The sequence below is a fragment of the Pseudomonas sp. SZ57 genome, from assembly GCF_009495975.1.
GTDB lineage: Bacteria > Pseudomonadota > Gammaproteobacteria > Pseudomonadales > Pseudomonadaceae > Aquipseudomonas > Aquipseudomonas syringae.
The window spans coordinates 1-12,286 of the sequence record NZ_WIBD01000035.1 but is presented as its reverse complement, the minus strand read 5'-3'; the positions used below and the strand labels follow the sequence as shown (position 1 = coordinate 12,286).

10 protein-coding genes are annotated in these 12,286 nt (G+C 60.4%); 7 read left to right on the top strand and 3 right to left on the bottom strand.

Annotation, left to right across the window (positions count from 1 at the left end; genetic code table 11):
- Positions 1–527: 527 nt before the first annotated feature.
- From pqqF to GE543_RS25120, 7 genes are all read left to right on the top strand, one after another.
- Positions 528–2,816, top strand: a complete 2,289-nt coding sequence (pqqF, locus tag GE543_RS25150) for a pyrroloquinoline quinone biosynthesis protein PqqF (RefSeq protein WP_153222614.1) — start codon at positions 528–530, stop codon at positions 2,814–2,816.
- Positions 2,817–2,951: 135 nt separating this feature from the next.
- A complete protein-coding gene (pqqA, locus tag GE543_RS25145; RefSeq protein WP_003422658.1) occupies positions 2,952–3,026 on the top strand; it encodes a pyrroloquinoline quinone precursor peptide PqqA in 75 nt (24 codons plus the stop codon).
- Positions 3,027–3,114: 88 nt separating this feature from the next.
- Positions 3,115–4,026 (top strand): pyrroloquinoline quinone biosynthesis protein PqqB, encoded by a 912-nt coding sequence (pqqB, locus tag GE543_RS25140; RefSeq protein ID WP_153222613.1) that lies wholly within the window; start codon positions 3,115–3,117, stop codon positions 4,024–4,026.
- A gap of 8 nt (positions 4,027–4,034) precedes the next feature.
- Positions 4,035–4,790 (top strand): pyrroloquinoline-quinone synthase PqqC, encoded by a 756-nt coding sequence (gene pqqC, locus GE543_RS25135; RefSeq protein WP_003402120.1) that lies wholly within the window; start codon positions 4,035–4,037, stop codon positions 4,788–4,790.
- Positions 4,787–5,071: a pyrroloquinoline quinone biosynthesis peptide chaperone PqqD gene (gene pqqD / locus GE543_RS25130; protein WP_024961472.1), complete on the top strand. Its 285-nt coding sequence runs from the start codon at positions 4,787–4,789 to the stop codon at positions 5,069–5,071. Before pqqC ends, pqqD begins: the two co-directional genes overlap by 4 nt.
- On the top strand, positions 5,064–6,233 hold the full coding sequence (pqqE, locus tag GE543_RS25125) for a pyrroloquinoline quinone biosynthesis protein PqqE (RefSeq protein WP_003393569.1): 1,170 nt from the start codon (positions 5,064–5,066) through the stop codon (positions 6,231–6,233). The genes pqqD and pqqE overlap by 8 nt, the downstream gene beginning before the upstream one ends.
- Complete coding sequence (locus GE543_RS25120; protein WP_153222612.1) at positions 6,196–8,022, top strand: S9 family peptidase; 1,827 nt, start codon at positions 6,196–6,198, stop codon at positions 8,020–8,022. Before pqqE ends, GE543_RS25120 begins: the two co-directional genes overlap by 38 nt.
- Before the next feature lie 55 nt (positions 8,023–8,077).
- Here GE543_RS25120 and GE543_RS25115 read toward each other — a convergent pair whose 3' ends face one another.
- From GE543_RS25115 to GE543_RS25105, 3 genes are all read right to left on the bottom strand, one after another.
- The gene (locus tag GE543_RS25115; protein ID WP_002555565.1) at positions 8,078–8,239 is read right to left on the bottom strand and encodes a YqaE/Pmp3 family membrane protein; all 162 of its coding nucleotides are present in this window, start codon (positions 8,237–8,239) and stop codon (positions 8,078–8,080) included.
- A 404-nt stretch (positions 8,240–8,643) separates the two neighbouring features.
- Positions 8,644–10,422, bottom strand: coding sequence for an acyl-CoA dehydrogenase C-terminal domain-containing protein (locus GE543_RS25110; protein ID WP_153222611.1), 1,779 nt, complete (start codon positions 10,420–10,422; stop codon positions 8,644–8,646).
- Between the two features lie 169 nt (positions 10,423–10,591).
- The gene (locus tag GE543_RS25105) at positions 10,592–11,890 is read right to left on the bottom strand and encodes a diguanylate cyclase (RefSeq protein ID WP_003419815.1); all 1,299 of its coding nucleotides are present in this window, start codon (positions 11,888–11,890) and stop codon (positions 10,592–10,594) included.
- Between the last annotated feature and the right edge of the window lie 396 nt (positions 11,891–12,286).

The window sequence follows — 12,286 nt, the reverse complement described above, 5'->3', positions numbered from 1 at the left end:
TCGCTCAGGCGATACATTTTTGGAAACCTTAACGGCCTTTTCGCGGACAAGTCCGCTCCTACGCCCGTTGGGCAGAATCAAAAACGGCCTCCTGCCCGAGGGGTAGGAGCGAACGTGTTCGCGAAGACGGTCGCTTAAGCGATGCATGTTCGGAAAGCTTGGCGACCCCTTCGCGGACAAGTCCGCTCCTACGCCCGTTGGGCAGAATCAAAACGGCCTCCTGCCCGAGGGGTAGGAGCGAACTTGTTCGCGAAGACGGTCGCTTAAGCGATGCATGTTCGGAAAGCTTGGCGGCCCCTTCGCGGACAAGTCCGCTCCTACGCCCGTTGGGCAGAATCAACGGCCTCCTGCCCGAGGGGTAGGAGCGAACTTGTTCGCGAAGACGGTCTTTCAAGCGATGCATTGTCGGGAAGCTTGGCGGCCCCTTTGCGTCCTCTATTTCGCAGCTTTGAGCAGCAGGCTCGCGAACGGGTCAGCTAATCCGCTAGCATGACGCCTCGCCTCGCACAGCTTTCCGGACGCCCCTCATGCCTGCCGCACACGCCACTGACACTCAACGCCTCACGCTGGCCAACGGCCTGAATGTGGTGCTGTGTCACGAGCCACGGCTCAAGCGCTGTGCGGCCTCGTTGCGCGTGGCAGCCGGCAGTCACGATGCGCCTCGGGCTTGGCCAGGGTTGGCGCATTTTCTGGAGCATCTGTTTTTCCTCGGCACCGAACGCTTCCCGGCCGGGGACAACTTGATGACCTTTGTGCAGCGTCATGGCGGGCAGGTCAATGCCAGCACCCGCGAGCGCACCACTGACTTCTTCTTCGAACTGCCGCAGGCCACCTTTGCCCAAGGGCTGGAGCGCCTGTGCGACATGCTTGCCAAGCCGCGCATGGACATCGCAGATCAATTGCGCGAACGCGAAGTGCTGCACGCCGAATTCATCGCCTGGCTCGGCGATAGCGCATCCCGCGATCAGGCGCGCCTGCTGACAGCGATCAACCCTCAGCATCCGTTGCGTGGCTTTCACGCTGGCAATCGCTACAGCCTGCCAGTGCCCAACCCGGCTTTTCAGAAGGCATTGCACGACTTTTATCAAGGCTTCTATCAGGCCGGACAGATGACCCTGTGCCTGAGTGGCCCGCTGCCGATGGCTGAACTGCAGGCGCTGGCGACAAACCACGGCGCAGTTTTCTCCAGCGGGATGAAGCTCAAACAGCTCCCGCCTCCAGCATTGATGGCCAGTCCTCGACAGGCTGGTGAGCAAAACCATCTGCTGTTTGCTGTTGAGGACTTGCCGGACAAGGCTGACGAAGCGGTGGCCTTCTTCTGTCACTGGCTCAATGCAGCGCAGCCTGGCGGACTGGTTGCCGAGCTGGCCCGCAGGGGCCTTTGCACCTCATTGAACGCCGCGCCGCTTTACCAGTTCGGCGGGCAGCTTTTGCTGGATATCGAGTTTAAAGGCGACCCGGCGAACGCGACCGCTATCAGCAGCCTGCTGTTCATCTGGCTCGGTTTTTTCAAGGATCACTGGCCAACGCGAATCGAGGAATACCACCGTCTCGAACGACGCCGTCTGCAGATGTGCGGAGCGTTGGCTCTGGCAAACCATCACTGTCGCGAAACGCCCGCGCAGTTGAGCGAGCACGGCCAAAAAGCCTTACGCGCATTACTGTCGAAGCTCATCGCTGATGTGGATAACCTCGATCCAGAGCCGGTCACTTGGCGCCTGCCAGCGCCGAATCCGTTTCTTGATGCGGCAGCGGACGACCCCGCTGAAGCCGCGCTGTACCTGCGTTGGCAACTGCCGTCCCCGCAGCCGGCTTTTTGGCGGATGCTCGATGCCGCGCTCAAGCCACTGGTCGAAGACGCACGTCAGGCCGGGGTAACCCTGACCTTCACGGCGTACGGCCCTTATTGGCAGCTTCAATTGAACGGCTTGCGCGAACCGATGGTGGCGGTCCTGCAACAAAGCCTGCAGCGCTTGCAGCCCCCCGACGCACACACGCTGGAACACGACGAGCCGGTATTGATCCCGATTCGTCAGTTGCTCAAGCAGCTTGCCGATCACTACCTGCGCAGTGACCCGGAGGTGGCGATAAGCGACCTGCCAGACGTATGGGCGGCTTCGCGCTGGAGCAGTTTAACCAGCGGTTTCGACCCGGCCAGCCAGTCAATGCTGGACGCGGTGTTGAATGCAGTACCCGGCGTTCAGCGAACCTCCCCGAGCGATGTGCCAACCATGCGCGCGGGCAAGCACTGGGCGACGCAAGCTTCGTCCTCCTCGGAAGACGCCGTGCTGGTGTTCTGCCCAGCGCCCACGAGTGCTATCGAAGATGAAGCCGCCTGGCGTCTGCTCGCGCACCTGGCCCAAGCGCCGTTTTATCAGCGGCTGCGGGTCGAGCTGCAATTGGGTTACGCAGTGTTCAGTGGCCTCAGGCAGATCGACGGACGGACCGGCTTGCTGTTCGGCGTGCAATCCCCCACCAGCAGTGCCCAACAGCTGTTTGCGCACATCGAGGCCTTTATCGGCAAATTGCCGCAACGGGTGCGCGACGCAGATTTGCCTGAGCAGACCAAAGCCCTTGCAGCGCAGTTCGAGCCGTCGAGCCTGCCGGAGCAACAGCGTGCCGACCTGCAGTGGCAGGCACACCTTGCCGGGCACCAGGGTGACCATGCGCAGACCTTGCAGCAGGCTTTGTCAAATCTGGATACACACTCGTTGCTAGCCTCTGCGGATCAATTGATCAGCGCCACAGGTGGCTGGCTGATCGTGGCCAATCGCCCTGCCAGCGCGGCCGTTCCGCAATCCTTACCTGAACAGTAACGGTCTTTCATGCAGATTCTAGCCCTGCTGAATTGTGAAAATGAGTAACATAGCTCCCTAAGCATCTGAACGTATGCCTCCAGCGATGCACTAAGATGTAGTCACCCACCGCTGCACTTATCCGAGGAGATTTTTATGTCGTGGACTAAACCTGCTTACACTGATCTGCGTATCGGTTTCGAAGTCACCATGTACTTCGCAAGCCGTTGATTTCAGTGCGCTGTGAAGCCTCGGTTCGCCGGGGCTTTTTTTATGGTTATGGCTGTTTTTTATTTCAGAGCGTGTCCCGGGAGCTGTCATGTACATCCAGATTCTAGGTTCTGCTGCTGGCGGTGGATTCCCCCAGTGGAACTGCAACTGCGTCAATTGCGCAGGTTTTCGCGACGGCAGCCTGCGTGCCCATGCGCGGACCCAGTCGTCCATTGCGCTGTCCGACGACGGTATCAACTGGGTGCTGTGCAACGCCTCCCCGGACATTCGCGTGCAATTGCAGGGCTTTGCGCCGATGCAGCCCGGGCGCGCGCTGCGCGACACCGGCATCAGCGCGATCGTGTTGATGGACAGCCAGATCGACCACACCACCGGCCTGCTCAGCCTGCGTGAAGGCTGCCCGCATCAGGTGTGGTGTACCGATATGGTCCATGAGGACCTGAGCACCGGTTTCCCGCTGTTCGAAATGCTCAAGCACTGGAACGGCGGCCTGACCTGGAACCGCATCGAGTTGCAGGGCAGCTTCGTGATTCCGGCCTGCCCGAACCTGCGCTTCACGCCCTTCCCGCTGCGCAGCGCCGCTCCGCCCTACTCGCCACACCGTTTCGACCCGCACCCGGGCGACAACATCGGCCTGCTGGTCGAAGACACCCGTACTGGCGGCAAGCTGTTCTATGCCCCAGGCCTGGGCAAGGTCGATGAAGCACTGGCCGAGAAGATGCGTGACGCCGACTGCCTGCTGGTCGACGGCACCATGTGGGACGACGACGAAATGCAGCGCCGTGGCGTGGGCACGCGCACCGGCCGGGAAATGGGCCATCTGGCACAGAACGGCCCCGGCGGCATGCTGGAAGTCCTCGAAGGCTTCCCCGAGCAGCGCAAGGTGCTTATCCACATCAACAACACCAACCCGATTCTCGACGAAGACTCCCCGGAACGTGCGGAGCTGGTTCGTCGCAACGTCGAAGTGGCCTTCGATGGCATGAGCATCGAGCTTTAGGAGCTGACATGAGCGAAGCGACTGCGCTGTCCCCCGCCGAATTCGAACAGGCCTTGCGCGCCAAGGGTGCCTATTACCACATCTATCACCCGTTCCATGTGGCGATGTACGAGGGCCGAGCGACCCGCGAGCAGATTCAGGGCTGGGTCGCCAACCGTTTCTACTATCAGGTGAACATTCCGCTCAAGGACGCGGCGATTCTGGCCAACTGCCCGGATCGCGAGATCCGTCGCGAGTGGATTCAGCGCCTGCTCGATCATGACGGTGCGCCCGGCGAAGACGGCGGCATCGAAGCCTGGCTGCGCCTCGGCCAGGCCGTGGGGCTCGACCCGGACCAGCTGCGCTCGCAGGAACTGGTACTGCCAGGCGTGCGCTTTGCCGTCGACGCCTACGTGAACTTCGCCCGCCGCGCCAACTGGCAGGAAGCCGCCAGCAGCTCGCTGACCGAACTGTTCGCACCGCAGATCCACCAGTCGCGTCTGGACAGCTGGCCGCAGCACTACCCGTGGATCGACCCGGCCGGCTACGAATATTTCCGCACGCGCCTGGGTCAGGCCCGACGCGATGTAGAGCACGGCCTCGCCATCACGTTACAGCACTACACTACGTACGAAGGTCAGCAGCGTATGCTGGAAATCCTGCAGTTCAAACTCGATATCCTGTGGAGCATGCTCGATGCGATGTCCATGGCCTACGAGTTGAACCGCCCGCCGTATCACAGCGTCACAGACCAAAGGGTCTGGCATAAGGGGATTACCCTATGAAGCACGATCCGCAGTTCCGAGCGTTGACACCCAAATGGCATCAAGGCTATCGCTTTCAGTACGAGCCTGCGCAAAAGGCGCATGTGGTGCTTTACCCTGAGGGCATGATCAAACTGAATGACAGCGCGGCCCTGATTGGCGGGTTGATCGATGGCAAGCGCAGCATCGCCGCCATCATTCATGAGCTTCATCAGCAGTTCCCCAATGTTCCCGAGCTGGGCATGGACGTCGACGAGTTCATGGAAGGCGCCAAAAAGAAAAACTGGATCGATCTTGTCTGACATAGCACCCGTCACCAACACCCCGTACATACCGCCCACTCCCGAGGTCGGGCTGCCATTGTGGCTGCTCGCCGAGCTGACCTATCGCTGCCCGCTGCAGTGCCCGTATTGCTCCAACCCTCTGGATTTTGCCAAACAGGGCCAGGAGCTGAGCACCGAGCAGTGGTTCAAGGTCATGCAGGAAGCGCGGGAAATGGGCGCGGCGCAGATCGGTTTTTCCGGCGGCGAGCCGCTGGTACGCCAGGACCTCGCCGAACTGATCGCCGAGGCGCGGCGTCTGGGCTTCTACACCAACCTGATCACCTCGGGCATCGGCCTTACCGAAGAGAAGATCATCGCCTTCAAGGAAGCAGGCCTGGACCACATCCAGATCAGCTTTCAGGCCAGCGACGAGCAGGTCAACAACATGCTCGCCGGCTCGAAAAAAGCCTTCGCGCAGAAGCTGGAGATGGCCAAGGCGGTTAAAAAGCACGGCTACCCGATGGTGCTGAACTTCGTGACCCACCGGCACAACATCGATCGCATCGACAAGATCATCGAGCTGTGTCTCGCGCTGGAAGCGGACTTCGTCGAGCTGGCGACCTGTCAGTTCTATGGCTGGGCGCACCTGAATCGCCTCGGTCTGCTGCCGACCAAAGATCAACTGGTCCGCGCCGAAGCCGTCACCAATGAATACCGCGCCCGGCTGGAGGCAGAGAATCATCCGTGCAAGCTGATTTTCGTCACCCCTGATTATTACGAAGAGCGTCCCAAAGCGTGCATGAACGGCTGGGGCAATATCTTCCTGACCGTGACACCGGATGGCACGGCGCTGCCCTGCCACGGTGCGCGGCAGATGCCGATCCAGTTCCCCAATGTGCGCGATCACAGCATGCAGCACATCTGGTACGACTCGTTCGGCTTCAATCGCTTCCGCGGTTACGACTGGATGCCCGAGCCGTGCCGTTCGTGTGACGAGAAGGAAAAGGACTTCGGCGGCTGTCGCTGCCAGGCCTTCATGCTGACCGGCGATGCCGCCAATGCCGACCCGGTGTGCAGCAAATCCTATCACCACGGGATTATCACTCAGGCTCGTGACGAGTCCGAAACCGCTACTCAAACCATTGAAGAGCTGGCCTTTCGCAATGACCGAAACTCACGACTCATCGCAAAATCCTCCTGAACGTCTGAGCGCCGCGCAAGCGGTCGCTGCAGGCGTTGACTTCGCCGAACTGGATGTCAGCTCGGCGGGCCTGTTCTGGAACGAATACCGCCCCGAAGACGGCGCCAGTCGCATCTGGCACTGGTACGCCAACAGCAAGCGCTGCCTGACGCCACAAGGCTTCAGCGTACGCAGCCGGGTGTATGAGTATGGCGGTGGTTCGTTCTGCCTCGCCGACGACGCCGTAGTCTTCGTCAACGAGCGCGACCAGCAACTGTATCGACAGGCACTGGACGCCAGCGAGCCGGTGGCGCTGACCGAGGGCGACAAGCGCTACGGCGGCGTGTTCTTCAGCGGCGGCCAGATTCTGGCCGTTGAAGAGGACCGCAACACGCATCGACTGGTGGCTATCGAGCTGGCTGACGGCAGGCGTCAGTTGCTGGCCGAAGGCGCTGATTTCTACTCATCACCGATTGTCAGTGCCGACGGCAGACGCCTGGCCTGGATCGAATGGCAGCGCCCGCATCAGCCGTGGACCAGCACTCGCTTGATGTGTGCGACCAAACAGGACGACGGCAGTTGGGCCACTGCGCAGTGCATCGCAGGCGATGGTGCGCAAGAGTCTCTGCAACAACCGCGCTTCGATGCCCATGGGCGTCTGTATTGCCTGACTGATCGTGCGGGTTTCTGGCAGCCGTGGGGCGAATCGCCTTCCGGGTTTGCGCCGCTTCCCGCCCGTCCAGCGGATCATGCATCCGCGCCCTGGCAAATGGGCAGCTGCACCTGGCTGCCGATCAACGATGGTTACCTGGCGAGCTGGTTTGCAGACGGTTCAAGTGTTCTGGGGCTGTGCCAGGTCGACGGCAGCGTCGAGGATTTCAGCGCGGGTTACAGCCGCTTTCGCAGCCTCGCCATTGACGAAGAGTTCGTCTATTGCATCGCGGCCTCAGCCATCAGCACCTCGGCGGTACTGGCTATTTCTCGCCACGACGGCAGTGCTCAGGTGCTTGCCGGAGGCGGGTCGCCGCTGCCGGCCGAGCAGATCAGCCGCCCTCAGACGTTGCGTTACCCCAGTGGCGGGGCCGAGGCTCATGGCTACTTCTATCCGGCCATGACCGGCGCAGAAAAACCGCCGCTGGTGGTGTTCATCCATGGCGGCCCGACCTCTGCCTGCTACCCGGTGCTGGACCCGCGCATTCAGTACTGGACACACCGCGGCTTCGCCGTCGCAGACCTCAATTATCGCGGCAGCAGCGGCTACGGTCGCGTGTACCGGCAAGGCCTGCACCTCACCTGGGGCGTGGCAGACGTCGAAGATGCCTGCGCAGTGGTCAGCCATCTGGCCGAGCGCGGCCTGATTGACGAACGACAGGCTTTTATTCGCGGCGGCAGTGCGGGTGGCTACACCACGCTCTGCGCGTTGGCCTTCCACGACGTATTCCGCGCAGGTGCCAGTCTTTACGGGGTCAGCGACCCGGTGGCACTGGCCAGGGCGACGCACAAATTCGAAGGTGATTATCTGGACTGGCTGATCGGCGACCCCGACAAGGACATCGAGCGCTATCAGGCTCGTACGCCCCTGCTGCACGCCGACGACATCAGCGTGCCGGTGATTTTCTTTCAGGGCGAGCTGGATGCCGTGGTGGTTCCGGAACAGACCCGGTCCATGCTCAAGGCCTTGCAGGACAACGGTATCAAGACCGAAGCGCACTTCTATGCGGACGAGCATCATGGGTTCCGCAAGGCAAATAACCTGGCAGATGCGCTGGAGAAGGAATGGCGTTTCTATCGGGATGTGCTGGATGCCTGATCAGGCCGTTTGATCGTTCCCGCATCAGGGAACGATCAGCGAGTGCAACGAGGTGTTACTTACGCGAAACGATGATGTAGATCGCGTGGATGATGCCCGGGATGTAACCCAGCAGGGTCAGCAGAATATTCAACCAAAAAGCGCCAGCAAAGCCTACTTGCATGAACACGCCTACCGGAGGCAGCAGAATGGCGAAAATGATACGAATGATGTCCATGGAAAGCTCCTGATTGATTGGCTCTGATTGGCCATACAGCTAATCGACCCTGGCCGGCGGTGAGGGTTCAACCGGGCTCTGGCACCGCGCCATTATTCTTTAGCGGGAGGGGCTCAGGACAAGCGTTGCAATGCGGGCACAGCAGCGTGTGCTGCGAGCGGAAAGAAAACAGAATCGTCAAAACGCAAACAAAGAAAACCCCGCCGAAGCGGGGCTTTCCAGACTGTTTCCCTGATTTCCCTTTCACCCCGCCATCCTGGCAGGCTTCCCTACGTGTCCCTGTTATGTCTTGTTGCGCTTCCTGCGCTACGTCCATGAACAAAGATTAACTTTGGATCCCTTTCTTGGGAAGAGGCCAATTGGCGTCACGTAGTGTAAGCAAATGCTTACAAGACTTTTCCAGGTCAGAATTGTGACGCCTTCAACAGGTACAGCGACTCGCTACCCGCGCGCACCGAGGCATCCAGCGAGTGAATACGCGGCAGCAGACGTGCGAAGTAGAAGCGTGCGGTACCCAGTTTGCTTGCGTAGAACTCCTCCTGCTGCTCTTTACCCAGTGCTGCCTTGGCCATCATGGCCCACATGTAGGCATACGCCGTGTAACCGAACAGATGCAGGTACTCCACAGAGGCTGCGCCTATTTCATTGGGGTTGTTGCGCGACCGATCCAGCACCCAGCCGGTCAGTTCATCGAGCATGTTCAAGGCTTTGCTCAGCGGCTGAGTGAACTCGCTGAGCGCGTTGTCCGAGCCGCTGATGAACTGGCGGACTTCATCGGAGAACAACTGATAGAGCGCGCCATTCGAACCGACGATCTTGCGCCCGACCAGGTCCAGCGCCTGAATGCCGTTGGTGCCTTCGTAGATCTGCGTGATACGCACGTCACGCACCAGTTGTTCCTGGCCCCACTCGCGGATGTAACCATGGCCGCCGAATACCTGCTGGCCATGCACGGTGGTTTCCAGACCGATATCACTCAGGAACGCCTTGGAGACCGGTGTCAGCAGCGCGGCCAGATCATCGGCACGTTTGCGCGCGGTATCGTCTTCGCTGAACTTGGCAATATCCAGTTGCAGAGCAACGTAGCTGGAAAACGCCCGACCGCCTTCGTTGAAGGCTTTCATGGTCAACAGCATGCGACGCACGTCGGGGTGGACGATGATCGGGTCAGCGGCCTTGTCCTTGTTCTGCGCACCGGTCGGGGCACGGCTCTGCAGACGGTCCTGCGCATACTCAACGGCGGCCTGATAAGAACGCACGCCAGACGCAAGCCCTTGGATACCCACGCCGAGGCGCTCGTAGTTCATCATCGTGAACATCGCCGCCAGGCCCTTGTTCGGCTCGCCGATCAGGTAACCGGTGGCGGCGTCGAAGTTCATCACGCACGTCGCCGACGCCTGGATGCCCATCTTGTGCTCGATCGAGCCACAACTGACGGTGTTGCGCTCGCCGATGCTGCCGTCGTCGCCAACCATGAACTTGGGCACCAGAAACAACGAGATGCCTTTCGGGCCAGGCGGTGCATCCGGTAACTTGGCCAGCACCAGATGGATGATGTTTTCGGTCAGGTCGTGTTCACCACCGGTGATGAAAATCTTGCTGCCGGTGATCTGGTAAGCGCCGTCCGCCTGGGGTTCGGCGCGGGTACGAATGATGCCCAGATCCGTACCGGCGTGAGCCTCGGTCAGGCACATCGACCCGGCCCAGACACCTGAATACATATTGGGCAGAAATTTGGTCTTGAGCGCTTCGGTTGCGTGGGTGTCTATCGACACGCAGGCGCCTGAGGTGAGCATCGCGTACAGACCGAACGCCAGGCTGGCAGAGTTGAGCATCTCTTCGACCTGAGCCGACACCACCTTGGGCATGCCCATGCCGCCAAACTCGGGGTTACCGCCCACACCGACCCAACCGCCTTCGGCGTAGATCTTATAGGCCTCGGGGAAACCTGCAGGTGTGGTGACGACGGTGTCCTTCCAGTGGCAGCCCTCCTCGTCACCGTTGCGGCTCAGCGGCGCAATGGTCTTGCTGGTCACTTTACCGGCTTCTTCGAGAATGGCTTCGACCGTTTCAGCGTCGACGGTTTCGGCCAGCTCGGGCAGTTGAGCCCAGAGCTTTGAAACCTCGAAGACTTCATTGAGGACGAAGCGCATATCGCGCAGTGGCGCTTTATAGTCAGCCATGGCAAACCTCGTGAACACGGATCGAAATGCTTTGGGAAGCCGATCGATGCATCCAGCGACGCAGATCAGCAGTCGAGTTCCACGAGTCTAACCGAACAACATTTCAGAGACATAGGGTCGTGTCATGACTGAATAGTCATAACAGGTCACGGGAAGTGCCAGGGTTTGCTCAGGTTGCCGCTTCAGTCGTGCGCACAGCGCCGCGTCGGTTCAACTGCCCGTAAGCCACCACACAGTTGCGCCCGGCGCCCTTGGCCGCATACAGCGCCTGGTCGGCGCTCTTGAGCACTTCCTCGGGCGTGCGATGCTCCGGCTGGCGTTCGGCAACGCCGATACTCACCGTCACCGACACGCTGCCAGCCTGCGCGCCACTGCGACGCTGGCGGCCTTGCTGATCGTCCTGAGGGCGATTGTCCTTGTTGCGCAGCTGAATCTCGTAACTGGCGATGGTCTCGCGGATGGCTTCCAGGTGCGGCATGCACTCATCGATGCTCTTGGCGGCGAACACAATGGCGAACTCCTCACCCCCATAGCGATAGGCCTTGCCGCCACCATTGGTGATTTTCGACAGCTTGCTGGCCACCAGACGCAGCACCTGATCACCCACATCGTGGCCGTGTGTGTCGTTGAATTTCTTGAAGTGATCCACGTCGCTCATCGCCAGCACATAGTTGCGACCCAGACGCTGCATGCGCTCATTGAGCGCCCGACGCCCAGGCAACCCGGTGAGCTCGTCACGGAAGGCCATCTGATAGGCCTCATGAGCGACCGCAGCGGCAATCATCAGCATCACCTGACTGCAGAGGATGTTCAGCGTGAACGGCAGGATAAAGGTTTTCGGCAATGCCCAGAACAAACCCAGCAGGCCGACAATCTGCGCCGCATGCAGCGGTCGCGGCTTTTCCAGGTATTGCCAGATCAGCACCCCGAAGGACACCAGAAACATCGCATAAGAAAGCTGAATCAGGCTCATCCATGCGCCATGCAGGGCAGGCCAGCGGATATCGGCCAGCCAGACTTGCAGCTCGACCGGATAACTTTGCTCAAGCCCCACCGCCACGCCGCCCAGCGCCACCAGCACCGCGAGCCGCGCGACCATGTCCTGGAACAGATGCGTTCGCTCCTCCCATGCCGCATACAGCCCGAACAGCAGCGGCAGCAGCAGGCAAACCAGGTGAAAAATCACCGCCGCATCCTCGCGGACCTTGCCATGGTCACGGTAGTAATCGGTCTGGGTGTCGAGCAGGTAGTAGGCGATATACACCGTGACCATCAGAAACAGCTCGCGCTGACGTCGGTAAACACAGCAGTACGCACCGCCCAACAGCAGAACCAGAGTAGGAAGCACGTTGAACAGCGAAGTGAAGAAGACGTTCAGGTCCTTTACATACGCAGCCGCGAGCCCCGCCACCAGCAAACCCAGTGAAGGCAGAAAATGACTCAAGCGTGCAGCTGATGGACGCAACAAAAGGGGTTATCTCCTACCCGGCATCTGGATGACTGGCTGGCCTGATGGCATTGTGCCCCTCCCCAGCAAACAATGCATCGGCAGGATCAACAAACAACTTAATTTCTGTAACGGCAGGAAGTGGGAAATGTTTATTGCGGGCGTCTAGCGCCCATGCGCCGCGTTGGCATGCATTGGGTCACGCTCCGCGTCGTGCTTTGCCTGCTATCACTGCACACTAAGCGCTGTTCTACCACGATGGCACAGACGACGCAGATCGCGACGTCAGTGACGGCTGAGTCCTGGCGCTGATCCTGGGTTATCCTGGCAGGACGCCAGGCTAGCCGCACCGGGGCCATGGATGGCCCGTTGCGGCGACCCCCGGATCAGTGGCAGGGCGAAGGAAACCGACGAAGT

Excerpts from the sequence above, each read along its gene's own strand:
- pqqF (WP_153222614.1), top strand. The coding sequence starts at position 528 with ATGCCTGCCGCACACGCCACTGACACTCAACGCCTCACGCTGGCCAAC.
- GE543_RS25110 (WP_153222611.1), bottom strand. The coding sequence starts at position 10,422 with ATGGCTGACTATAAAGCGCCACTGCGCGATATGCGCTTCGTCCTCAAT.
- GE543_RS25115 (WP_002555565.1), bottom strand. The coding sequence starts at position 8,239 with ATGGACATCATTCGTATCATTTTCGCCATTCTGCTGCCTCCGGTAGGC.
- pqqD (WP_024961472.1), top strand. The coding sequence starts at position 4,787 with ATGAAGCACGATCCGCAGTTCCGAGCGTTGACACCCAAATGGCATCAA.
- pqqB (WP_153222613.1), top strand. The coding sequence starts at position 3,115 with ATGTACATCCAGATTCTAGGTTCTGCTGCTGGCGGTGGATTCCCCCAG.
- pqqC (WP_003402120.1), top strand. The coding sequence starts at position 4,035 with ATGAGCGAAGCGACTGCGCTGTCCCCCGCCGAATTCGAACAGGCCTTG.
- GE543_RS25120 (WP_153222612.1), top strand. The coding sequence starts at position 6,196 with ATGACCGAAACTCACGACTCATCGCAAAATCCTCCTGAACGTCTGAGC.